Source organism: Bifidobacterium sp. KRGSERBCFTRI (assembly GCF_025908335.1).
Window position 1 is genome coordinate 1,774,594 of sequence record NZ_CP109653.1, and the last position, 22,811, is coordinate 1,797,404.

General features: G+C 61.3%; 21 protein-coding genes. 2 read left to right on the forward strand and 19 right to left on the reverse strand.

Translation table 11 applies throughout. The annotated features are described in order from the left end of the window. Nucleotides 1-175: 175 nt before the first annotated feature. From OGI63_RS07575 to OGI63_RS07630, 12 genes are all read right to left on the reverse strand, one after another. Nucleotides 176-1,123: a hypothetical protein gene (locus OGI63_RS07575; protein ID WP_011742942.1), complete on the reverse strand. Its 948-nt coding sequence runs from the start codon at nucleotides 1,121-1,123 to the stop codon at nucleotides 176-178. Continuing rightward, on the reverse strand, nucleotides 1,120-1,989 hold the full coding sequence (locus OGI63_RS07580) for an ABC transporter ATP-binding protein (RefSeq protein ID WP_021913662.1): 870 nt from the start codon (nucleotides 1,987-1,989) through the stop codon (nucleotides 1,120-1,122). The genes OGI63_RS07575 and OGI63_RS07580 overlap by 4 nt, the downstream gene beginning before the upstream one ends. Next, nucleotides 1,986-2,351, reverse strand: a complete 366-nt coding sequence (locus OGI63_RS07585) for a GntR family transcriptional regulator (protein WP_021913661.1) — start codon at nucleotides 2,349-2,351, stop codon at nucleotides 1,986-1,988. The genes OGI63_RS07580 and OGI63_RS07585 overlap by 4 nt, the downstream gene beginning before the upstream one ends. 116 nt (nucleotides 2,352-2,467) lie before the next feature. Further along, entirely contained in the window at nucleotides 2,468-3,616 is a 1,149-nt protein-coding gene (locus tag OGI63_RS07590) for a hypothetical protein (RefSeq protein ID WP_011742940.1), read from the reverse strand. Beyond that, nucleotides 3,613-4,278: an ABC transporter ATP-binding protein gene (locus OGI63_RS07595; protein WP_011742939.1), complete on the reverse strand. Its 666-nt coding sequence runs from the start codon at nucleotides 4,276-4,278 to the stop codon at nucleotides 3,613-3,615. The genes OGI63_RS07590 and OGI63_RS07595 overlap by 4 nt, the downstream gene beginning before the upstream one ends. After that, nucleotides 4,275-5,333 (reverse strand): hypothetical protein, encoded by a 1,059-nt coding sequence (locus OGI63_RS07600; RefSeq protein ID WP_070105419.1) that lies wholly within the window; start codon nucleotides 5,331-5,333, stop codon nucleotides 4,275-4,277. Before OGI63_RS07600 ends, OGI63_RS07595 begins: the two co-directional genes overlap by 4 nt. Before the next feature lie 107 nt (nucleotides 5,334-5,440). Continuing rightward, complete coding sequence (locus OGI63_RS07605; protein WP_143245376.1) at nucleotides 5,441-6,121, reverse strand: hypothetical protein; 681 nt, start codon at nucleotides 6,119-6,121, stop codon at nucleotides 5,441-5,443. A 272-nt stretch (nucleotides 6,122-6,393) separates the two neighbouring features. After that, nucleotides 6,394-7,170: an ATP-binding cassette domain-containing protein gene (locus OGI63_RS07610; protein ID WP_041777266.1), complete on the reverse strand. Its 777-nt coding sequence runs from the start codon at nucleotides 7,168-7,170 to the stop codon at nucleotides 6,394-6,396. Beyond that, entirely contained in the window at nucleotides 7,163-7,993 is an 831-nt protein-coding gene (locus OGI63_RS07615) for an ABC transporter ATP-binding protein (RefSeq protein ID WP_011742935.1), read from the reverse strand. Before OGI63_RS07615 ends, OGI63_RS07610 begins: the two co-directional genes overlap by 8 nt. Further along, nucleotides 7,990-8,847: an ABC transporter permease gene (locus tag OGI63_RS07620; protein ID WP_011742934.1), complete on the reverse strand. Its 858-nt coding sequence runs from the start codon at nucleotides 8,845-8,847 to the stop codon at nucleotides 7,990-7,992. The genes OGI63_RS07615 and OGI63_RS07620 overlap by 4 nt, the downstream gene beginning before the upstream one ends. 77 nt (nucleotides 8,848-8,924) lie before the next feature. Next, the gene (locus OGI63_RS07625; RefSeq protein WP_011742933.1) at nucleotides 8,925-9,905 is read right to left on the reverse strand and encodes an ABC transporter permease; all 981 of its coding nucleotides are present in this window, start codon (nucleotides 9,903-9,905) and stop codon (nucleotides 8,925-8,927) included. A 15-nt stretch (nucleotides 9,906-9,920) separates the two neighbouring features. Continuing rightward, the gene (locus tag OGI63_RS07630) at nucleotides 9,921-11,576 is read right to left on the reverse strand and encodes an ABC transporter substrate-binding protein (protein ID WP_011742932.1); all 1,656 of its coding nucleotides are present in this window, start codon (nucleotides 11,574-11,576) and stop codon (nucleotides 9,921-9,923) included. 201 nt (nucleotides 11,577-11,777) lie between these two features. Here OGI63_RS07630 and coaBC point away from each other — a divergent pair, with 201 nt between their 5' ends. Together coaBC and OGI63_RS07640 are read left to right on the forward strand one after the other, a co-directional pair. Beyond that, nucleotides 11,778-13,058, forward strand: a complete 1,281-nt coding sequence (coaBC, locus tag OGI63_RS07635; protein ID WP_041777265.1) for a bifunctional phosphopantothenoylcysteine decarboxylase/phosphopantothenate--cysteine ligase CoaBC — start codon at nucleotides 11,778-11,780, stop codon at nucleotides 13,056-13,058. 91 nt (nucleotides 13,059-13,149) lie between these two features. Further along, entirely contained in the window at nucleotides 13,150-13,920 is a 771-nt protein-coding gene (locus OGI63_RS07640; protein WP_011742930.1) for a type III pantothenate kinase, read from the forward strand. Nucleotides 13,921-14,033: 113 nt separating this feature from the next. On the opposite strand, the gene OGI63_RS07645 is transcribed toward OGI63_RS07640, so the two are convergent. From OGI63_RS07645 to OGI63_RS07675, 7 genes are all read right to left on the reverse strand, one after another. Then, nucleotides 14,034-15,401 carry an ABC transporter substrate-binding protein gene (locus OGI63_RS07645; RefSeq protein ID WP_217268736.1) on the reverse strand — a complete coding sequence of 456 codons (1,368 nt, stop codon included), beginning with the start codon at nucleotides 15,399-15,401 and terminating at the stop codon, nucleotides 14,034-14,036. Between the two features lie 255 nt (nucleotides 15,402-15,656). After that, on the reverse strand, nucleotides 15,657-16,949 hold the full coding sequence (gene sstT / locus OGI63_RS07650; RefSeq protein ID WP_011742928.1) for a serine/threonine transporter SstT: 1,293 nt from the start codon (nucleotides 16,947-16,949) through the stop codon (nucleotides 15,657-15,659). Nucleotides 16,950-17,057: 108 nt separating this feature from the next. Further along, nucleotides 17,058-17,783 carry a pseudouridine synthase gene (locus OGI63_RS07655; protein ID WP_080505079.1) on the reverse strand — a complete coding sequence of 242 codons (726 nt, stop codon included), beginning with the start codon at nucleotides 17,781-17,783 and terminating at the stop codon, nucleotides 17,058-17,060. Nucleotides 17,784-17,802: 19 nt separating this feature from the next. Further along, nucleotides 17,803-19,695, reverse strand: a complete 1,893-nt coding sequence (glmS, locus tag OGI63_RS07660) for a glutamine--fructose-6-phosphate transaminase (isomerizing) (RefSeq protein WP_011742926.1) — start codon at nucleotides 19,693-19,695, stop codon at nucleotides 17,803-17,805. A gap of 229 nt (nucleotides 19,696-19,924) precedes the next feature. Beyond that, complete coding sequence (locus OGI63_RS07665; RefSeq protein WP_021913646.1) at nucleotides 19,925-20,719, reverse strand: amino acid ABC transporter ATP-binding protein; 795 nt, start codon at nucleotides 20,717-20,719, stop codon at nucleotides 19,925-19,927. A gap of 11 nt (nucleotides 20,720-20,730) precedes the next feature. Next, on the reverse strand, nucleotides 20,731-21,714 hold the full coding sequence (locus tag OGI63_RS07670; protein WP_003808439.1) for an amino acid ABC transporter permease: 984 nt from the start codon (nucleotides 21,712-21,714) through the stop codon (nucleotides 20,731-20,733). Nucleotides 21,715-21,748: 34 nt separating this feature from the next. After that, complete coding sequence (locus OGI63_RS07675; RefSeq protein WP_033499228.1) at nucleotides 21,749-22,678, reverse strand: ABC transporter substrate-binding protein; 930 nt, start codon at nucleotides 22,676-22,678, stop codon at nucleotides 21,749-21,751. Between the last annotated feature and the right edge of the window lie 133 nt (nucleotides 22,679-22,811).

Sequence of the window (22,811 nt, forward strand, 5' to 3'; positions counted from 1 at the left end):
ATACGGCCTGCGATATGCGCGACCGCTTGTTGGAATGTCCTATCTCAAGTTATGCGTCGATGAACCACGCGCCCCTCGGGCGGTTGGTCAGCGACAGCAACAACATGAGAAATTGAACATGGCTCATACGATAGCACGGACGTGGACATCGGCGTGTTGCCCATGCCGAGCATCGTCACCACCATACCGGCAGCAACTGCGGAACACGCACCTCACGACGCCGGATCAACAGCCAGCACAACAAGTTGCCGAAGATCATCACACCTACGAAAAGCACCATCATCGGCCAGAACGTGTAGGCCTGATCGTATACGAGACGCTCGTTGGACGTTCCGTACATCGCCGCGGACGCCGCTTGCCCCTCACGCCACATCAGACACCAGCGTCCCCGCAGTGCCTCGAGCAGTTTCCATATCATCGGATTGACATCGGTGGCGGTTCTGTTCAACAGCCATGGACGCGCGACCCATGCTATGCATGCCGACACCGCCAGGGCGATTGCCCCGTACCGATTGACCTGCGCCAGCAGTTCCCCGACGCATTGACCCAGAATCGCCACCGAGGCGGTCAACAGGAACAGCGCCAGGAACAGCAGCATCGGATTGGCCGTATCGCCTCGCACGCCTGTTCTCATGGCCGCGTATGAACCGCCCAGATCACGGTTCAGGAATCGCAATCGTCCGAATGAATCGGATGGTGGCACACAAGCCAGCCACTGCAGGTCACTGCCGACACGGAACGTGATGAGGATATCGGCATCATGGTTCGGCGTCAGCACGAACCCCAACGTCATGACCACCGAGCAGGCAAGGGAGAAGCAAAGATTGGCGAACATCTCGGTCCAGAAATACACGGCCCGGCCCACGCCCATGGATATCAGGGAACGAAAGCCACTGACAGCCGGAACCGCCGTCAGAACCGCGCACATCACCAACGTCGGGCCAAGCACATGGTATTCCACCACATAATGACCTCCGGATACCAAGGCCAAAATCAGACCCCACAGCCACGGCACGCAATAACCGGCCAACACGTACGCCATCAACACGACGCAACGCGCGGCAAGCTGCCTTGTCAGCGCGAACCGCATCCCGGCCGACAAGCCTTTCACTTCATCCATCATGACGCATACCCCTTGTCCATGCCGGTAATCTGGATGACATACTCATTGAGATCGAAAGACCTCATGACAACGTCCTCCGGCATCGGTGCAGATGGCACGCCACGCACGCCGACAGTCAGCAGACCACCGAGAACGGTTTCCGACAGCGTACGCAAACCATTGTCGGCCAAGTACCGCCGCACCGATCCGACCGGCCCCGACAGCATCCGCCCACGTTGTGCCAACTCGTTCATGTCGAAGGATTCCAGCACCCGCCCATGGTCGAGGACCACGGCATGTTCGACCAGTCCCTCCACCTCCGTTATGAGATGGGTGGATATGATCATGGTGCGAGGTCTGTCGCCATACGACTCAATCACGAAGCGGTAACACAGGTCACGGGCCGCAGCGTCAAGACCATCAGTCGCTTCATCAAGCAACACGATATCGGTCGGCGCGCAAAGCGCGGCAACCAGCTTCGCCGCGCCACGCTGACCGGTGGACAGTCTCATGAAACGAGCATCAGGCCGCAGCCCGAAAGCCTGCATCATACGCCCCGCCAACACATCATCGAATCCGCCGTATCGCCGCGAGATCAGACGGAACACCGATCGCAGACGCCATTCGACAGGATATGGCCAAGTCTCGTCCATCAGCATGAGACGTTCCCACATGCCGCCGCCATCCGTCATACGGTTGCCGTCGAACGACACACTGCCGGCATCGGCCACGAGTCGGTTCGCGATGATGTTCAGCAATGTGCTTTTGCCGGCACCATTGCGCCCGAACAGACCATGTATCGCACCGCTCCGTAATTCCAGATTCACTCCGTTGAGCAGGGACGTTCCATGACGGCTCTTGCTCAGATCGCTGATGACCAGACTCATCGATAGGTCCTTCCGATGATGCGCTGTAGTTGTTCGCAGCTGATGCCAAGCGCCTTTGCCTGCGCGACGAGTTCGACGACCCGCGTGGTGAGCAGTTCCTCGCGTTTGGCGTCACGAGCCTTCTCCCGTGCTCCCGTGGTGACGAACATGCCAAGGCCGCGTCTTTTCTCCAGCAGACCCTGATCGACCAGGAGATTCATGCCTTTGAGCACCGTGGCGGGATTAATCGCATACGTGGACGAGATCTCGGTGGTGCTGGGCACCTGTTCGCCTTCCGCGAAGGCACCGGAGACGATAGCTTCGCTGATTTGTTCGGCCACCTGCCGGAACAATGGCGTCGTTCCCGAAAAATCGAATCGCATCCGACGCCTCCAGCCGCCTAGTCGGTTCAATATCAACGTCATCCACTCTAACCGTTGGTCTGCCGCGATGCGGCAACGAACAGCCGGCGAAGCATCTCTCAAGGACACGGCACACGTCATGCGCGTGCCTTGAAATAGGCGAACAACTGCCGTTCACGGATCGTCATACCCCCAACCGCAGTCCCGGCAAGCATCCCGACCGACATGGCGCCCGGAACACGGCATAGCATCGCGACAACCGGCATCGCGTCACCGGATCCGGTCAATATGAGCGGCACAATCGCGACAACCGGCAGACATGCCACGCAAGACGCCGCCACCGTGGCCAGCGTCTCCAAAGACAGCTGCAGCAGCATCGCGGTTTTCGGATACCCCGCATGCAACGCGCTCGCTATCTCGATTCTGCGCATGCAAACCGATGCGAACCCCAACGCCATTGCGATGACGAACATCAACAGTGGCGCATACCGGGTGATGCGGGCATCGAAATCCGCCGGGCCAGGCATATGCGACCCCAGCATGGTATTGATCCGGCTGATTTTCGCATGCGGCGTTTCGTTGCTTCCACTCGTCCCGGCAGAGGTGGAGCTCGCAGCGGCGCCGACACCGGATTCGGCATCGGCGCGAATGGAGACACGCAGCAGGCTTTCGATACCGTCGGGAACCGGCCACGCACGGACCAGACAGGTGTCATAGGCCTTGGTATCGTTGCCGGGCGAGATAATCGCATAGCCGTATGTTGGTTGCCTTCCGTCGCTTGGCCAATCGAACGTCGCGGAAACACGCATGCGTGCGCCACCGACGAGCGGCAGCACCGTGCCGGCATGCGCGCCATACGTGCGCGCCACAGCCGTCGACATGATCACACCGGAATTGTCCTTCCGTATCCCTGTCGCCGCGAATACCTGCGCGACATGTGCGCTTGCCTCGTATGTCGGAATCTCGGTCGCGGGCAATGACGCGATGCGCACGCGGTCGGACGACTGCCGGAGGGCGGCGGCGCCCAACACTCCGTTCGCGGAACGCAGCCCTTCGCAGGCCGCGCCGTCGATTCCTCCCTGCAAAGTGATCGCATAGGTGGAGGCACCTGATTCCTTCCATTTCCAGGCGTCGCCGATCAACCCCGTCATCTGCGTCAGGTCTGCGCACATGCATGCGACCGCGCATATCGACAGCAGCAGCGAGATAAGCGCGCATCGGCTCGTACCAGTGGCGACGTTGCGCCAAGTCTCACGCAGCACCGCTTTCAACCGCATCGATTTCATTGGTAATCCTCCAAATCGATGACATCGGTGGCGGCGTCGCGCGTGCGATGATCATGCGTGGCGACCACCACGATCATGCCCTGTCTTGACAACGCGCCCAGTCGCGCATTCACCGTATCCGCCGTATGTACATCGAGTTGCGCGGTCGGCTCATCGACCAGCAGCAGATCGGCGCCCGACGCCACGCCACGCGCCAGCATGAGCCGTTGAGCCTCTCCTCCGGACAGCTCCCGGTATTCGCTGGACGCGCGCTCCGCCAGACCGAACTGGGCAAGCAGCTCGCGCGCGCATGCCTCCGCCTGCGGCACATCCAACCCCCGCGCAAGATAAGGCAGAGTCACATGGTCGATCACGTTTCGGCGCGCCACTCCGATGGGATTTTGGAACACCCAGCTGGTTTTCCCGATGTTCAGCCGCTGAATGGATCCTTCCGACGGCTTCACCCATCCCGCCAATATGGACAACAATGTGCTTTTGCCCGAACCGGAAGGCCCCACCAGCGCGTACACGCGATCGGGCCGCAGGTCAGCATTTAACGAACGGAACAGCCAAGTGTCTCCAGTGAATGTGTGACCGACATCGCGCAACGTCACCAGTTTTCCCGGCGTCCGCTCATCATCCCCCTTCATCAGAGGACCCGTGGAATCAACGGGATCACTCATCGGCATGGTTTGCCTCCTTGCGGATTCGTGCGCACTTTGCCCAATGCCGCGCCGGAATCGACCGTGGCCATTGAGCGCCCCAAACGGGAGCCGATCACGGTGACCGCGACGGGCTTGCCATCGGACACCACGCAGGCCTGTTCATCATGTTGCGCGTAGAAAGCGGTGGGTGGCAGCGACCATACATCGATTGGAGTTTTTAGACGCCATTGCAGGGTGAAGGTCACATCCGACGCGCCATCCGACGCGCTCTCGGAGGACTCAGCTGTGCCGGACGCCTGCCGATAGGCGTCGCTGCCCAGCAATGCAGCCAGCGTCGACGAGTCGGTGATTGCCGTCGTTTGTTGCGGCATGTCGACCATTCGACCGTCCACGTCAAGCACCCGATCTCCTGCGACCACCTCGTCCTGCGGCATGGTCACGGATACCGATTGCGATTGCGAATCGGTGGTCAACAGTTCGGATTTCACGTCGATTGATGCGCCGATGCCGGCAACGCAGGAACGGATCGTCACGGATTGCCCATCCAACCACACGTAAGCGTCTTTGGCTAGCGTCCACCCGTTGTCCTTGACCAGCCGTGCCGCGCCGACGGTATCGGCGAGCGCATTGTATGCGAGAATCGTGTCCCAGGTCATCGCATCGCCGTCGGGGGCCGCATATCCAAGCCGTCGCAGCTCGGCGTTCAGCGCCGCCACGTCGCGGCCTCGCATACCGGACTGCAGGTCGCGGAACGGCGGAACGGCGGTATGCAACGACAGCAGCGGCACTTCATCCACTGCGATGAAGCTTGTTCCGGAATCGATGGTTTGTCCGGGCGCGCAACCATAGGCGGTGATGGTGCCCGATTTGGGCGAGGCCACGGTGCGCCCCGTTCCGGTATGGACCGTGACGGTGACGTCTCGGGCATCATCGAACCGGCTTTTCGCCGCAGTGATCGAGCCGGAGGCCGTTGAGGATCGCAACGATTGGGGTATGGCCGGTCGGACCAGCAGGAATCCGCATCCGACGCCTGCCGCCAATGCGATGACCACCAACAGCGCGACGACCGACATGGCCAATGGCTGACGTCGTCGCGTCGCCGGCCACCGCTTTCCATCCGCATCCGTCCGTCGGTTCCGAACATGCGACCATGCTCTGACGGGTGTTTTGCCGCCCGCCATCACAATGCCCCACATTGTTCGATGATGGCCGCTTTGCGTTTGTCGTAGGCGGGATTGTCCTTGAGGGCGTATTTGCCGATCAGGTCATCGAAGCTCGTTCCGCCGGATTCGCCCATCGTCGCCAGCTCGTCGTAGGCGTCGGCGGTCACGGAGTCGTCCACGATGCCGTGTTTTTTCAGGCAGGCCAGTGTCTTGTCGTTCTGCTGGCGCGCGAGTTGGTCGTTATCGACGTTCTCGGGATTCTCCTTGAGGCTCAGATACAGGTCGACGATGTTCTTGTATTGGGTCTCATTCTGGCAGGCTTCGTCAGCGGCATTGGTGGCGGCAATCTCATCTTCGCTCAAGTTGCGCTTGTCAAGCGCGTCGTCTCCGTAGGACGGGCCGATCGACCCACCGGGGTATCGCGCCTCGCCGGCGTCCACTGTGATGCCTTTCGAGGTCAGGCATTGCGCGTAGCTGGAACCGAGCTGGACCAACTCCTCTTCCGTGATTTTGCCGTCCTCGAGAATCTGGGCGGCTTCAGTGCTACCGGAGTTCTTGATTTTTGCGATTTCGTCCCGATACGACGCGTCCGCGGCGTTGGCGTCCGCATCGCCGCTGATGGCGGACGCCTGGCCCCGTGACGACTGCTCTTGCTTCCGATCTCCTGCCGTGCCGCACGCGCCCAACGATATGCTCAAAGCAAGAACCGTCAGTATTGTCACGATTCGCCGTGGCCGTTGCATCCCGTGGCTTTGATATGTTCCATGCGTCATCGCAGTCCCCCGATCATGAACATCCGGTCATGCCGGACCATCCATCCTGTTGGTTACATGGTTAGTTACATAACTAACTAACCATGTAACCAACAATATCGACCGACACGCAATCGGTCAAATCGTTATAGAAAAGAGACGCACCACGAATATGCGAGACGGTATGGCGCGCACGAATGAGGCATGCGGAGCGACACCTACAGCGAGGCGGCCTGCACCAATCGCTTGGTGTACTCGTCCTGCGGATGGCCCAGCACCTGGTCCGTCGGGCCGACTTCGACCGCGCGCCCGTCGTGCAGGACCAGAATGCGGTCCGCGATGTGCTGCACCACGCCCAGATCGTGGGACACCATGATGATCGCCATATCGGGCTGCGATTCGCGAATCGCGACGAACGCGTCGAGGATCCGGACCCTTGCAGCCACGTCGATGGCGCTCATCGGCTCGTCGGCGAGCAACATCTTCGGCTTGTCCACGATGGCGCGGGCGATCGCGGCGCGCTGCGCCTGCCCTCCGGACAGGTCGACAGGGAAACGGTTGACGAACGTTCCCGGATCGAGGCTCACCATTTCCAGCACTTCGGTCACACGTTCCGCGACGCGTTCCCGTGGCCAATCCGGATGATGCATTCGCAATGGCTCGCCTATGGATCGGCCGATGCGCCATCGCGGATCCAACGAATCGAACGGGCTTTGGAACACCAATCCGGACTGCAGGCGCAGACTGTGCGCCACGTCGCCACGGACCGGCTCGCCGCAGTATTCGACGCTGCCGCCGTCCGCGGATTCGAGCCCCAGCAGCACGCGGGTCAGCGTGGTCTTGCCCGACCCGGAGCCGCCGATCACGGCGAGGCACTCCCCCGCCCGTACATCCGCATCCACACCGAACAGCACCTGACGGCGGTCATGTTTCGCGCCATACCATTTGTCGAGGCCGCGGCCGCGCAGCACCATTCCTTCGTTCACGTCAGTCATGGTCCACCTCCTTTTGCGCGGGATTCCGCACGGATTCCCGCCCGGCATCCTGCCCTGCGTGCAACGACAACGCGCGGGCCGACCGGACCAGCCTGTGTCCCGCGTCGGTGCGCGGTTGGTCCAGAAGCGCGTCCGTATCGCCGGATTCCGCGATCCGCCCGCATTCAAGCACATAACAGCGTGTGGTGGCCCTGTTCAGCACCGCGAAATCGTGCGTGATGAACAGCATCGACGCGCCCGACTCGTCCACCAGCGACGTGAGCAGGTCCACGATCTGCCGTTGCGTGATCGAATCCAACGCGGTGGTCGGCTCGTCGGCGATGATCAGCCGCGGCGAAGTGACAAGCGCCGTGGCGATGCCGACACGCTGCCGTTGGCCGCCCGACAGTTCATGCGGGTATTTCACCAGCACGTCCTCGCCGAGGCCGACCTTGGCAAGCACCGCTGTGACGCGTTCCGACCGTTCGGCGAGCGACAGATCGTAATGCAGGTACAGCGGAAGACCGACCTGCTGCGCCACGGTCATCACCGGATTCAACGCGGCGGACGGATTCTGGAACACCATGCCCACGTACCGTCCGCGCAGGTCGGCGACCGCTGCGTCCGACGCGCCGACAATCTGCGTACCACCCAATTCGACGCTGCCCGTCACCTGTGCGGTAGCCGGCAGCAGGCCCATCATGGCGCGGGCGATCATCGATTTGCCGGAACCGGACGAGCCGACCAAGCCGACACGTTCGCCGTCGGCGATGTCCAAATCGACATCATCGACGATCGGCTTGCCGTTGATGGCGATGTTCAGATGACGTATGACGGCGCTCATGCGGCCTCCCTCAACGCGGGATTGGTTAGCGGATCGAGCGCGTCGCGCAACGCGTCGCCGAACAGGTTCAACGCGACCACCACCATCGTGACGACCAAGCCGGGCCATAGGACGGCCATGGGATAGATGCTGATGAATTTCACGGACGTGGACAGCGAATGCCCCCAACTGGGCACGCCGGCTCCGACGCCGACGCCCAGATACGTGAGTCCCGCCTCCGCCAGCAGCGAGGTGCCGGCGCTCATGGACAACTGCACGCACAATACCGGCAGCGTGTTCGGCACGATATGCGTGAAGAACACGCGGACGGAGCTTGCCCCCGACCATAATGCCGATTCGACGTATGCCGAACGTGCGGCGAGCAGTGCGGAGGGCCGTAGGATGCGTGCCAGGTTCAGCCCGTACGCGCAACCGCAGGCGGCGATGACCACCGCGGCGGACGCGCCGAACGGCACGGAAAGAATCAATGCGATAAGCACCGTCGGAATGGAGATCAGCGCGTCGGCCACCACCACCGATGTGGACGCGAGCGCACCGGAACGCGATACCATGGCTGCCACCAACAGCAGTCCGATCGCGGCCGCGACGACGACGGTGAGCACGGCGATCATGAGATTCGTGCGGGAGCCGGCCATCAGCCAGCTCAGCACATCCGCTCCGGTACCATCGGTGCCCAACGGATGCGCGGCGGATGGCGAGGCCCACGCGTTGAAACCGTCGGTGTCGAGCAGCGAATACGGCGTCCAGACCAAGGACACCGCAGCGGTCAGCAGCCATAGTCCGATGACGATCGTCGCGTATCTGCCGCTCGCCTTGGCCCAGATGGACGAGACGACCGCACCCGTCGTGCTCATAGTAGCTTCCGCTGGCGTTGTGGACGCTGATTCTTCACCATCCGTAGCGTTCGGAGTTTGCGTAGGATTCGATCTGCTCATGCGTTCACCTTCCCCGAAACGACGCCGGAGGCCTTCAGCCGTGGATCCAGCGCGCGATGCGTCATATCGACCACGAGTCCCAACAGCAGGAAGAATGCGGCCAATAGAAACAGTTCGCTTTGCACCGCGACCAAGTCGCGGTTGCCGACGTCGGTGACCAGCATGGCGCCAAGACCCGGCAGGGCGAACAGGTTTTCCACCACCATCACGCCGGTGATCATTTGCGCGAAGGTCAGGCCGACCACCGACACCAGTTGCGCAGTGGCCAGACGCAACGCCACGCGCAATACCGCCTGTTTGCGGGTCATGCCGCAGGCCATGGCCATGTCCACCGCCTGCGATGAGGCCATATCCCCCACTGCGGCACGCGTGTAGCGCATGATGGACGCGCCGGCTGTGATGCCGGTGGTGAGCGCCGGCAGCAGCAGACAGGACAGGGCCTTTCCCGGCGTGGCCCAGCCGGTGTCGGGGAAGCCTTGCGCGGGCAGCAATCCCAACAGTCCCCTGCCACGGGAGAACAGCAGGATCAGCAGTAGGCCGCCCCACAATGCGGGCACCGCGCCGCCCACGATCGCAATGCCGTGGAACAGGCCGCGCAGCCGCGGATTGCGTGTCAGGACGGCCTCGCAGCCAAGCGGCAGGCCGATCGCCAGCGCGATCAGCAGGCTCAGCACAATCAGAGGGAACGTTACGGCGGCGCGCATGGCGACCTGCCGCGCGACCGGCCGTCCGCCGACTGCGGACACGCCGAGGTCGCCATGCAGCATGCCCGCCATCCAATCGCCATATTGTGCGACGAGCGGCTTGTCCAAGCCGAATTCGGCGCGCAGCGACGCAATGCGTTCGGGGGTGGCGTTCGTGCCGGCGATGACCGCGGCGACGTCTCCCGGCAATACGCGCAGCATCACGAACACCAGCGCGGACAGGCCCACCAAAGCCGCTACGAACAGCGCCAGCCGCTTTCCCACGAATCGCATGGAAATACCGTTCCCTTACTTATTCCTGGAGATCCGCCACAATGGCAGCACCGTCTGACTGAGCTTGCTGGGGAAGCCCTGCACGTGCTTGTTGACGGCCACCGTCACGCGGTAGCCGAACAGCCAGTCCGCCGGCGCGTCCTCGCTTACGGCCTTCGCCGCCTGCTTCAGGTATTTCGCGCTGTCGGCCTCGTCGGTGGCTTCCAAAGCCTTGGCGTACAGTTTCTGCGCCTGCTTGCCGTCGTAATGGTAGTAGTAGTCCGGCGTGGTCCACTTGTAGAAGTCGTGGCTTTCGGCGTGGTCCACCAATGACAGCTCGTAGTCGCCGTTGGCGTGCACGTTCTGCAGCCATGTGGAGAATTCCACATAGTCGATCTTCAAATCGATGCCGATTTTGGCGAGCTGGCTCTTGAGCTGGTCGCCCAGTTCGGTGCCGTACGTGTTGGCGTAGGTGAGGGTGAGCCGCAACGGCTTGTCGGTGGTATAACCGGCTTCCTTCATAAGTTCCTTGGCCTTGTCCACGTTGTACGGGTACAGGCCGGTCAGGTCCTCGTAACCGGGGTCGACGGACGGGATCGGACCGCCGAGCGCGTAGTCGACGTTGCCTCGGGAGGCGATGATCTCCTTGTGGTTGATGGCGTAGCGGATGGCCTGGCGGACGCGCTTGTCCTTGAGTTTGGCGTTCGTGCAGTTGAAGGCGAGGACGAACTTGTCGCTGCCGTCGGCCGCGGACACCGTGTATGTGCTGGCATCCAATGATTTGGCGAGCGTGGCGTTCACCGGGGAAAGCACGTCGACGTCACCGCTTTTCAGCGCGTTGACCGCTGCGTTGTCGTCGGTGAGGAAGCGGATCACCACGTTCTGGGTGGCGGGCTTGTGCGCGGTTCCCCAATATTTCGCATTGGCTTTGAGCACCATTTTGCTGGCCGAGTCGAAAGATTCGACGGTATACGGGCCGGAGCCGACCGCTTCGGTTTTCGCGTTGTATTTGGCGTTTTTGTCGAACACGAGGCCAGGACGTCCGGTCAGATACCACAGCAGGTTGGAGTCGGGGGTGGAAAGGGTGAGCTTGACCGTGTTGGCGTCCACCGCTTCGGCCTTGTCGAGGCTGGCCACCTGGTTGGCGTTGTAGTACTGCTTCTCCTTGAGCTGGTTGATGGACCAGGCCACGTCGTCAGCGTCGAGCTTGTCGCCGTTGGAGAAGGTCATGTTCTGGTTGAGATGGAAGGTGTAGGTCTTGCCGTCCTTGGAAATGTCCCAGGATTTCGCGAGGCCCGGCTGCACTTTGTTGTCGGAGTCGCGCGACAGCAGCGCTTCGTAGACGTTGCCGATCAGCACCTGTTCGATGGCCGATCCGGACTGGTGGCGGATGTCGAGGCTGACCGGGGCGAGTTTGAGCCCGATGGTGACGGTGTCGGCTTTAGTTACGCCGGAAGTGTTCGCGTCATCGTTTTTGCCGCGCGTCACTGCAATGGCGACGATCACCGCGACGGCGGCGATGACGGCGATCAACGCGATAAGCCACTTCTTCGGGCCTTGCGATTTCGCGCCGTTCGACGATTTCGCACGCGCGTTCAGCGTGGCGTCGGTGCTTGCCGTGGACTGCGGCTGCTGTTCGTTCTCCTGTTTGGTTGCGTCGGCTTCGCCGTGCGCACCGGTAGGTGACGACATGGGATTTCTCCTCTTCGTATTTTCGATTATGTGTTGTGATTGCGGTTGACCGCCTGCGTGAGGTCGATCACCACGGCCTGATTCTACCGTCCGCCATACCCGCGGCCCGTTCGGATTCGCCCGCAAAGCGCGCGGAGGCTTCGGCCCGGTTATATACTTGACGCAGTCGCGGCAGGTCACAACGAGAAGGACGGTTGATCCATGGCGCATATTCTTTTGGGGGTCACCGGCAGCATCGCCGCGTTCAAGGCCTGCCATCTCGCCTCCGATTGGAGCAAGCAGGGGCATGAGGTGCGTGTGGTGATGACCGCCGCCGCACAGGAGTTCGTCACTCCCCTGACGTTCAGTTCCCTCACCCACACGCCGACACGCATGTCCATGTTCGCCGCCGGACATCGTCCCGGCGCTACGGCCGACGTGGCACCCGGACCGGACGGTCCGCTGCAGATCAGCCACGTGGCCGACGCGAAGTGGGCGGATCTGCTGGCAGTCGCTCCGGCGAGCGCCGATATCATCGCGAAAATCGCCTGCGGCATCGCCGATGACCAGCTGACCAGCACCATACTCGCGTACGACAAGGGACCGAAGATCCTGTGCCCCGCCATGAACGTGCATATGTATGAAAACGCCGTGACGCAACGCAATCTCAATACCTGCCGTGAGCTCGGTTGGACGATTGTGGAGCCGGAAAGCGGCATGCTGGCCTGCGGCGACGCCGGCAAGGGACGTATGGAGGAGCCGGCACGCATCGAAACGGCGGTGAAAGCGCTGCTGCTTGCGAATCGTCCGGACGGCGAGCTGCCGCTTAAGGGACTTGCCGTGCTCGTCACCGCCGGCCCGACGCAGGAGCCGCTTGATCCGGTGCGGTTCCTCACCAACCATTCCACCGGCAAGATGGGGTATGCCTTGGCCGAACAGGCACGCAATCTGGGCGCGCAGGTGACGCTTGTGTCCGGTCCGGTGGCGTTGGACGCCCCGTATGGCGTGGATGTGGTCGATGTCACGACCGCACGGGATATGTTCGATGTGGTGACGAGCCGTTTCTCGGACACGGACATCACCGTCATGGCCGCGGCCGTCGGCGATTTCCGTCCGGTCGAGCAGGCCCGGGACAAGATCAAGAAGAACGGGCGCAGCGGCATCGAGCTCGAGCTCACGTCGAATCCGGATATTCTGGCTTGGGCCGGCGAGCATAAGCGGCCGGACCAGACATTGTGCGGATTCGCCATGGAGACGCGCGACCTTGAGGCCAACGCGGCGAAGAAGCTTAACGGCAAGCATTGCGACATGCTGGTGGCCAACAATCTGCGCACCCCCGGCGCCGGTTTCGCAGCGGACACGAACGTGGTGACGGTGCTGACGCCGGGCGAAACCGCAGACAGGCCAAGCATCGAACGATGGAGCAAGATGGGCAAGGACGCACTTGCGAAACGTATTCTTGTCAAGCTCGCAGCCATGCGTGCGGACGGCGAACGGCGCTAACCGCAGCATTTTCGAATCGCAATAACCGTATCAATCGCAATAATCGCAATATTTCAACGGAACTTCCGCAAAACGCGAAGGAGAACGCAACATGCTTCTGATGGCTGTGGATATCGGCAACACGAACGTCGTGATCGGTTTCATCGACGATGGGCGCATCGCGGGCACGTACCGCATCACCACGAAGGCGAACCACACGTCCGACGAATACGGGCTGATGATCACGCAGTTCCTGGCTTTGAGCGGCTACAAGCCGGCGGATGTCGATGATGTGATCATTTCGTCCGTGGTGCCGAAGGTCATGCATTCGTTCCGTGCGAGCATCGTGAAGTTCCTCGACATCGATCCGATGATCGTGGGACCGGGCATCAAAACGGGACTCAACATCCGCATGGACAATCCGCAGAACATGGGCGCGGACTGCATCGCCGACTGCGCGGGCGCGTATTACGAGTATGGCGGGCCGATTCTGGTGGCTGATTTCGGCACGGCCACCACGTTCAACTACGTCACCGCGGACGCGTCGGTGATTTCCGGACTGATCACCACCGGTATCCGCACCGCCGCGGCCGCACTGTGGGAAGGGACGGCGCAGCTGCCGGAAGTGGAGATCACCCGTCCGAAGTCGATTCTGGCGAAGTCCACGAAACCGGCCATGCAGGCGGGCCTGTACTACAACTTCCTCGGCGGCATCGAACGCACGATCGCGCAGTTCCATAAGGAGATCGACGAGGATTTCCGTGTGGTGGCGACGGGAGGATTGAGCCGCGTGTTCGCCGACGGCACGAACATGATCGACATTTACGATCCGGACCTGATTTTCAAGGGCATGTGGCACATCTACGACCGCAACGTCCGCTGATTCAAGAGCCAGCGACGGGAACCGGCGATCATAGCCCGGCAATCTGAAAACCGACGGCCTGCGGATAATGCGCTATCCGCAGGCCGCAATCGATTAAACCAATTACACAGACGCTATTGGATGGTGAAGCCCTGGTTGGCTCCGTATTCTTTCAGGTCCTTCTGCCATAGGGCTATGCCGCCCTTAAGTTTGATGCGGTCGGACGATTCGGTGTTCTTCAACGCATCGCCGATGTTGGAGGTGTCGGAGACCTGACCGCCTGCGGCGATGATGTTGAGCCTGTTCTGCTCTTTGCGCAGCAGGCTCGACCATTTGTAGGCCTTGCCCACCGTGGACCGGAAGTCGCTGCGCGCATACACTTCGAACGGCAGATACTGGTATCCGGTCGACACGTTCTCCGCGGCCTGGGACAGCACGCGGTTGTATTCCTGCCCGCCGAAATAGGGCACTTCGATGCCACGGTCGTCGGTCACCGTGGTCTTGCTGAGGAATTTCGAGTCGGATAGGGTGTTTTTGTCGGCTGGGAACGCGCCGCCATCCACGCGGGTTGTGATGCCTTTGGCATTGTGGCAGGCGTATTCGATGAAACGGTATGAGGCTTCGGGTTTGCGGGAACGTTGCAGCACGGCAAGGGCCGAACCGCCGTTTTCCGATGTGGTGGCCTTGCCGTCGGGCGTCGGCATCTGGGCCACGCGCCACAGGCCGGCCGCGCCGGGAATGTCGGACATGAGCAGCGAAGGCAGCCATGCGCCGGAGAACAGCGAGGCGACTTTGCCTTGTCCCACGGCCGATTTCCATCGATCCGACCATGACGTGAGGTTTGTTGCCACCAAACCCTCATCGATCATCTTCTGCCAGAATTCGGTGAATTCGCGGGTGCCTTTATCTTCGGTGAGTCTGATGGTCACGTTCTTGCCATCGTTGGACGTGGAGAACGGGCGTCCGCCGGCGAGCCAGATCATCGTGTCGTAGAAGCTGGCGTCGCCGGAATCGGCGGTGATGTACACGCCGATTTTCTTGAGTTTTTTGGCGGCCTCGTAGTAGTCGTCCCATGTGCGGATCTTGGACGCGTCCACGCCAACCTGTTCGAACACGCTGTTGTTATAGAAGAAGGCCATCGGGCCGGAGTCCATGGGAAGCCCGTACACCCGTCCGTTGAGCTGCACCGACGCCCAGGTGCCGGGCGTGTAGAAATCGGCATAGCCTTCGGTTCTGCCGGTGATGGGCACGAGCTGGCTGCTGACCGCGTACTGGCGCAATGCGTAATATTCCAGCTGCACCACGTCGGGAATGCCGTAACCGTCTTGGATGGCGTTGTTGAGTTTGTCGTAACCGCTGGTGTTCTTCCAAACCACGCGGATGTCGGGATTGTCTTTTTCGAAGCCGGCGATGACCTGTTTCATGCTCGGCTCCCACGACCATACGGTGATCTGTGTGCGTGTGTCCGTATTGGCCCCGCATGCGGCGGCGCTGGACGCCATGACGCCCGCGCAGCAGATGGCGATGAGCTGCTTCACCAGTTTCGCCGATTTCAGCACCACGCCCACGGACCTCCGTTTTGTATTTCGCCTGCGATTACCACCATAAGATTATACGGGTCATGCGGAAGCCACGCACAAGCCTGGAAAGGCTCCCCATATCCACCCAAATACGCCGAATGCGGAAGAACCGCTCCGGAAGCGAACTTCCAAAGCGGTTCCCTGCGATATCGCATCGGCGGCTAAGCCGGTACGCAATCAAGCTTCGATGCCGAGCTTGGCGCGTTCCTTCTTGGAATACATGAAGGCCGGCAGCTGACGGCCCTGCTTGAGCCAGGCATGGTATTCGGCGGTGGCCGCGAACTCCACATCGGACGCGGAGTTCAGGCAGGTTTCCACGGAATCCTGGATGACGCCGATGATGAAGCCGACGCCCACCACCTGCATGGCGATGTCGTTGCTGATGCCGAACAGCGAGCAGGCCATCGGGATGAGCAGCAGCGAGCCGCCTGCCACGCCGGACGCGCCGCATGCGCCGAGCGCTGAGACCACGGACAGCAGGATGGCCGCCGGCAGGGAGATCTGGATGCCGAGCGTGTTGGCGGCAGCCATGGCCATGATGGTGATGGTGATGGCCGCGCCGTTCATGTTGATGGTGGCGCCCAGCGGAATGGACACGGAGTACATGTCCTTGTCAAGCCCGAGCTTCTCGCACAGCTGCATGTTGACGGGGATGTTCGCAGCGGAGGAGCGGGTGAAGAACGCGGTCAGGCCGGATTCCTTGAAGCAGCGGTAGACCAGCGGGTACGGGTTGCGGCGCAGGAAGATGAAGATGACGAGCGGGCCGAACACGAGCACCATGAGCAGCATGGTGCCGACGAGCAGGAGCAGCAGGCTGCCGTACTTGGTGAATGCGGACAGGCCGTTGTCGGCCACGTTGGTGAACACGAGGCCCATGATGCCGAACGGGGCGAGGTTGATGACCCAGCGGATCACCTGGGACACGGCGTCGGCCACGTTGGCCATGAACGCTTTGGAGCTTTCGTTGGCGATGGACTTCATGGCGAGTCCGAACAGGCAGGCCCACATCAGGATGCAGATGTAGTTGCCATCGATGATGGCCTGGATCGGATTGGCCACGATGTTGGTCAGCAGCGTCTGGATGACTTCGGAAAGGCCTTGCGGCACCACGTCGGCTTTGGCGGCCTTGCCCAAGGACAGGGTCTGCGGGAATAGACGGGAGGTCAGCACGGCCACGACCGCTGCCAGGAACGTGGTGAACAGGTACAGGAACAGCACGGTGCCGAAACGGCGGTCGAGTTTCGACGTGCCCTGCGCAAGGGCGCTGGCCACCAGTACGAACACCAGAATCGGTGCCGCGGCCTTCAACGCGGCCACGAACAGGGTGCCGAATTCGCCGATCCAGGTCACGTGGGGCATGGTCAATGCCAGCACGGTGCCGATGATCAGGCCGACGATGATACGGACGATCAGCGATGCGCCGTTGTAGATGTCGGCGACGCCGCGGACGGCTTTCGAGATTTTACCCATGGTTCTCTCTTACTCTCGTGATGCCGGAAACGCTCCGGCAAGTCAACAGAACGCCATGATAATCGGGCGTGTCGGGCGAGATAGGGGAATGTCCAAAATCGTGGGTTTCTATAAGCCCGCGCCCAACGGCACGTGCGATACGAATCGACGTGGCTCGCCGTTGAGCGGGTCATCGAATCGCAGTTCGCGCGCCACCAATTCCAAGGGTTGCGAGAAGTCGTCGTACGCGCGCTGCACGATGTCCGGGTAGAAATCGTCGCCCAATATCGCCAGTCCGAGCGAATTCATATGCACGCGCAACTGGTGCGTCTTGCCGGTTTTCGGATGCAGCGTGTAATTCACGTACGGTCTGCCGGCAACGAAGCGGATGCCGCTTCCCCGTTCGATCAGCGTTTCCGCGTTGGGCACGTCGGCGCTTTCGTACGCCTGCAATCGTCCGCGATCCTTGTTGATATGCGACCTGCGTACCAGCGGAAACGGCAGGTGCCGGTCGATGCGCACCGCCGTTCCATATCGCGGCCGCTGCGTCGGGGCGAGCGGTGCCAGGCATTCGTAGGTTTTGACGGTTTTGCGATTTTGGAACAGCATCTGGTACGCGCCTCGCGCAGACGGATTACGTACGAACACGACGACGCCTGCGGTCAGTCGGTCCAAACGGTGCGCCGGCGTGATGTTCGGCTCGTCGTACCGCTCGCACAACCGGACCAGCGCGGTTTCGCGATACCACATGCCGCGTGGCGTGGTGGCGAGGAAATGCGGCTTGTCGATGACGATGATGTTCTCGTCCTCGTACAGAACCTCATATTCGAAGGGAATATGAGGTTCCTCGAGCACGTACCGGTGCCTGCGTTCGTTACTCAACGGTGACGGACTTGGCGAGATTGCGCGGCTTGTCGACGTCGTAGTTCTTGAGCTTGGCCATGTCCATGGCGAACAGCTGCAGCGGCACCACGTCCACCAGCGGGCTCATCAGCGTCGGGCATGCGGGACGCCAGAAGACCACGTCGGCGTAACGTTCCACGTCCGGATCGTGTTCCTCGGCCACGGCGATGATGTAGGCGCCACGGGCCTTGACCTCTTCGATGCCGGAGATGACTTTGGAGTGCAGCACGTTGCGGCCGCGCGCCGGCGGCACGATGAATACGACCGGTTCGCCTTCGTCCACCAAAGCGATCGGACCATGTTTCAGTTCGCCCGCGGCGAAGCCTTCGGTGAACGTGTAGGCGATTTCCTTGAGCTTCAACGCGCCTTCCATGGCCACCGGATAGCCCACATGGCGGCCGAGGAACAGGAACGATTTCGCATCCACCATCTGTTCGGCGGCTTCCTGCACGGTCTTGGTCTGGGTGTCGAGAATCCACTGGATCTTGCGGGGCATGTCCTTCAGAGATTCCAAAGTCTGGGCGATTTCGTCTCGATACATGGCACCCTTGACTTGGGCCAGATACAGGCCGAGCACGTATGCGGCGGTGATCTGCGCCACGAACGCCTTGGTGGAGGCGACCGCCACTTCCGGACCGGCGTGGGTGTAGAGCACCGCGTCGGATTCGCGTGGGATGGACGCGCCCTGCGTGTTGCAGATGGCCAATACCTTGGAGCCCTGTTCACGCGCGTGGCGCAACGCCATCAGCGTGTCCATGGTCTCGCCGGACTGCGAAATGGCCACCACCAACGTTCGGGGGGTGAGGATCGGGTCACGGTAGCGGAATTCGTGGGCGAGTTCCACTTCTACCGGAATGCGCACCCAATGCTCGATGGCGTATTTGGCCACCATGCCCGCATACGCGGCCGTGCCGCAGGCGATGACGATGATCTTGTCGATGGCTTTGAAATCATGCTCGTCGATGCGCACCTCATCGAGGTTGATGTTGCCGTTCTCGTCGAGACGCCCCAGCAGAGTGCGCTGCACGGCGGCCGGATCCTCATGGATCTCCTTGTCCATGAAGGAGTCCCAACCGCCCTTTTCGGCGGCGGACGCATCCCAGTCCACGGTGTAGGTCTTCGGATCGGGCACGATGTTGCCCATGAAGTCGGAGACGACGACCTTGTCTGCGGACACCATCACGGCCTGGTCCTGGTCGATTTCCATGGCGCGCTTGGTGTAGGCCACGAACGCGGCCACGTCGGAGCCGAGGAAGTTCTCGCCTTCGCCAAGACCGACCACCAGCGGCGAATCGTGACGGGCGCCGACCACGATGTCCGGCTGGCGCACATCGGTGGCGAGGATGGTGAACGCGCCTTCCAGCATGCGTGCGAGACGGCGGACGGCCTTGAACAGGTCAGGCTTGCCGGTCTCTTCGATGATCTTGTCGCTGATCTTACCCAGCAGCTTCGCCGCGACCTCCGTATCGGTTTCGGAAACGAAATGGTAGCCTTCCGTCTGCAGGTCAAGACGCAGCTGGGACGCGTTTTCGATGATGCCGTTGTGGATGATGGCCACTTTGCCGTCACGCGAGGTGTGCGGATGCGCGTTGGTGTCGTTCGGCACGCCGTTGGTGGCCCAACGGGTGTGGCCGATGCCCACGGTGGCTTCCGGCATCGGATCGCGTTCGATGTCCTGCACCAGGTTGGCGAGACGGCCGGCCTTCTTACGCACCGCCACATGGTCCATGCCGGGCGCGGTCAACGCCACGCCGGCCGAATCATATCCACGGTATTCCAATCGCTGAAGACCCTGGAGGCAGACCTCCAAGGGTTTGCCGCACGCGGTCCGAACATTTCCTGCATATCCTACGATTCCACACATAGCTCCTTAGCCTATCGGGTAAGGATGTCAATCATGAAACCAAGCCGCGCGTCCTTACAAATCTTTGCCATATATGCGAAATCCCACTCCCCCAGGGAAATCGTGCGAACCAGTGACGCACGCAACGCGCCCATCGTCGGCGGCAAAAAGAAAACCCAACCCACCGGACGTCTGCGGACGCTTGACGTCAGTGGATTGGGAATTTACGGCAGTACGACAGCCTTACTTGCTACAGGACGTGCTGCAAGAAGTCCTTAAACCTCGACTCCTTCGGATGGTCGATGATCTCCGGTCCGCCCTGTTCGACGACCACGCCACCGTCCATGAAGACGATCTGGTCGGCGACCTCGCGCGCGAAGCCGATCTCATGGGTGACGACCACCATGGTCATGCCTTCCTTGGCGAGGTCGAGCATGACGTTGAGCACTTCGCCGACGAGTTCCGGATCGAGCGCGGATGTCGGTTCGTCGAACAGCATGATCTCCGGCTTCATGGCAAGCGCGCGGGCGATGGCCACGCGCTGCTGCTGGCCGCCGGACAGCTGTGCCGGATAGTAGTCGAGACGCTCCCCCATGCCGACGCGGTTCAGCTCCTGAATGGCGAGTTCGCGGGCTTCCTTCTTGTCCATGTGCTTGACGTGGACCGGAGCCTCCATGACGTTTTCAAGAGCCGTCATGTGCGGGAACAGGTTGAAGCGCTGGAACACCATGCCGAGTTTGGAACGCTGTTCGGCCACTTCCTTGTCGTTCAGGGTCTGCAGCACACGTTCGCCGCCTTTGTCGACGTACTTGTAGCCGATCATTTCGCCGTCGACGTCGATTTCGCCGCCGGTCAGGGTTTCCAGCTGGTTGATCAGACGCAGGAACGTGGATTTGCCGGAACCGGACGGTCCGAGAATCACGGTGACGGTGCCGGGCATGACGGTCATGTCGATGCCTTTGAGCACGTGCAGGTTGCCGAAGGCCTTGTGCACCTGGGTCGCCTTGACGGCGGGAACGATTTCGTTGGTTGTGATTTCGCTCATGGTCATTCCCCTCACGCGGTCATTCCCGCGAACGTGGCTTCGTTCTGCTTGTCGACGTCATCCTTGGGTTCGCCGAAGGTCTTGCCCGGTAGCGGCGTGCGCTTGCCGCGGGCTCCGGCGGGACGGGCGTCGAAGCCCTTGCCGAAGTGCTTTTCGAGTCGCGACTGGATGACCATCAGGATGGAGGTGATGACCAGATACCAGATGCACGCCACGATCAGCAGCGGAATCGGCTTGTACAGACGGGTCGCGATCGCCGTGGTGGCGAACTGCAGTTCCAGCGTGAACGGCACGGCGTTGACAAGCGACGTGGTCTTCAGCATGCCGATGAACTCGTTGCCGGTCGGCGGGATGATGATGCGCATGGCCTGCGGCAGCACGATGCGACGCATGATGAGCGTGCGCTTCATGCCGAGGGCCTTTGCGGCTTCCGTCTGCCCCGGATCGACGGCCTCGAGGCCGGCGCGCACGATTTCGGCCAGGTAGGCGGCTTCGTTCAGGGCCAAGCCCAGCCATGCGGCGTTGAACGCGGTGATGACAGACTGGGAGTCAATGCTCCAGAATTCGATTGAGGTGAACGGGATGCCCACGCCGATACGTGGCACCAGCACCGCGAACAGACCCCAGAAGACCAGCTGCGTGTACACAGGGGTTCCACGGAAGAACCAGATGTAGAACCAGCTCACGCCGCGCAGCACCGGGTTGATGGATTTGCGCATGACCGCCAGAATGACCGCCAGAATGATGGCGATGACCATCGAGATGACGGTCAGCAGCAGCGTGTACTTGATGCCTTCCAGTACGTTCTCGTTGAACAGGTATTTCCAGACCACATTCCATTCGAAACGCGGATTGGTGACCAAAGCCTGCACCAGCATCGCGGCGAAGAGCGCGACGATGATGGCCGCCACGATCGGACCCGTACGCTTGACGGGCAAGGCTTTAATGCGATTGGGAATATCGAGGCCGTCGCCGTCGACTTGTTTCTTCGCCATGATGCTGTTTCCTTTTTCTATCTATCTGATGAGATCAGTTGAGGTCGGTCGGATTGATCTCAGCCTTGTCGAGAGCGCCGGACTCGACGCCCCAATGCTTGAGGATCTTCATGTACGTGCCGTCATCCATCAGCTTCTGCACGGCCTTCTGCACGGCCTCGTCGAGCTGCTGGTCGCCCTTCTTGATGGCGATGCCCTGCTTGGCCACGCCTTCAACGTCGCCGAGGGCCTCAAGCTGGCCGTCGGTCTGGGAGATCGCGTAGCCGGCGACCGGCGAATCGGCGTAGAACACGTCGGCCTTACCGGTGGCCACTGCGGTGGCGGCTTCGGCCTGACGCTTGTAGGACATCACTTCGGCCTTCTTGTCGGCCTTGCAGCCCTTGGCGATCTTGTTGGCCTCGTCCTCCTGGACGGTGCCGGTCTGCACTGCGATCTTCGCGCCGCACATGTCGGAGGTGTCGAGCTTCTTCGGGTTGCCCTTCTGCACGGCCCACGTGGAGCCGGCGCGGTAGTAGCTCACGAAGTCGACGGACTGCAGACGCTCTTCGGTGATGGTCATGGCGGTGATGCCCAGATCGTACTTGGAGCCGATGGACGGGACGATGGTGTCGAACATGGAGGAGACGATCTTCGGCTTCAGGCCCAGCGTCTGGGCGATGGCCTTGGACATGTCCACATCGTAGCCGACCGGCGTCTTGCCGTCTTCGGCGTAGAATTCGGCCGGAGCATAGGACAGTTCCATGCCGACGGACAGCTCGCCGTCCTTGACGGTCTTCGCGGAGGCGGCCAGCTTGGCCAGCTCGTCATCCTTCTTGATGGTGCTCACATCGTAACCAACGGTGGTGTTCTTCGCCTTCGAGTCGCTTTTGGCGTCACCGGAATCCGTGGTGCCGCATGCGGCGACGGAGAACATCATGGCCGCGCTCAGCGCGAGAGCGGCAAACGATTTGAATTTCAACGACATAGTGGGTTCTCCTTCTATTCTCTTCCCATCCACTGAACGGTAATCGTCCATTTGCCAATCAGACGTCCAGTATTCCAAAGGCACACGATAAAACCGCAATGCTACGCCGACGTTAATCGGCAAAAAGCGTAGG

Bases quoted from the DNA above. Each gene is read 5' to 3' on its own strand.
- OGI63_RS07575 (WP_011742942.1), bottom strand. From the start codon at position 1,123: ATGATGGATGAAGTGAAAGGCTTGTCGGCCGGGATGCGGTTCGCGCTG.
- OGI63_RS07580 (WP_021913662.1), bottom strand. From the start codon at position 1,989: ATGAGTCTGGTCATCAGCGATCTGAGCAAGAGCCGTCATGGAACGTCC.
- OGI63_RS07585 (WP_021913661.1), bottom strand. From the start codon at position 2,351: ATGCGATTCGATTTTTCGGGAACGACGCCATTGTTCCGGCAGGTGGCC.
- OGI63_RS07590 (WP_011742940.1), bottom strand. From the start codon at position 3,616: ATGAAATCGATGCGGTTGAAAGCGGTGCTGCGTGAGACTTGGCGCAAC.
- OGI63_RS07595 (WP_011742939.1), bottom strand. From the start codon at position 4,278: ATGAGTGATCCCGTTGATTCCACGGGTCCTCTGATGAAGGGGGATGAT.
- OGI63_RS07600 (WP_070105419.1), bottom strand. From the start codon at position 5,333: ATGTCGGTCGTCGCGCTGTTGGTGGTCATCGCATTGGCGGCAGGCGTC.
- OGI63_RS07610 (WP_041777266.1), bottom strand. From the start codon at position 7,170: ATGACTGACGTGAACGAAGGAATGGTGCTGCGCGGCCGCGGCCTCGAC.
- OGI63_RS07615 (WP_011742935.1), bottom strand. From the start codon at position 7,993: ATGAGCGCCGTCATACGTCATCTGAACATCGCCATCAACGGCAAGCCG.
- OGI63_RS07620 (WP_011742934.1), bottom strand. From the start codon at position 8,847: ATGAGCACGACGGGTGCGGTCGTCTCGTCCATCTGGGCCAAGGCGAGC.
- OGI63_RS07625 (WP_011742933.1), bottom strand. From the start codon at position 9,905: ATGCGATTCGTGGGAAAGCGGCTGGCGCTGTTCGTAGCGGCTTTGGTG.
- OGI63_RS07630 (WP_011742932.1), bottom strand. From the start codon at position 11,576: ATGTCGTCACCTACCGGTGCGCACGGCGAAGCCGACGCAACCAAACAG.
- coaBC (WP_041777265.1), top strand. From the start codon at position 11,778: ATGGCGCATATTCTTTTGGGGGTCACCGGCAGCATCGCCGCGTTCAAG.
- OGI63_RS07640 (WP_011742930.1), top strand. From the start codon at position 13,150: ATGCTTCTGATGGCTGTGGATATCGGCAACACGAACGTCGTGATCGGT.
- OGI63_RS07645 (WP_217268736.1), bottom strand. From the start codon at position 15,401: ATGGCGTCCAGCGCCGCCGCATGCGGGGCCAATACGGACACACGCACA.
- sstT (WP_011742928.1), bottom strand. From the start codon at position 16,949: ATGGGTAAAATCTCGAAAGCCGTCCGCGGCGTCGCCGACATCTACAAC.
- glmS (WP_011742926.1), bottom strand. From the start codon at position 19,695: ATGTGTGGAATCGTAGGATATGCAGGAAATGTTCGGACCGCGTGCGGC.
- OGI63_RS07665 (WP_021913646.1), bottom strand. From the start codon at position 20,719: ATGAGCGAAATCACAACCAACGAAATCGTTCCCGCCGTCAAGGCGACC.
- OGI63_RS07670 (WP_003808439.1), bottom strand. From the start codon at position 21,714: ATGGCGAAGAAACAAGTCGACGGCGACGGCCTCGATATTCCCAATCGC.
- OGI63_RS07675 (WP_033499228.1), bottom strand. From the start codon at position 22,678: ATGTCGTTGAAATTCAAATCGTTTGCCGCTCTCGCGCTGAGCGCGGCC.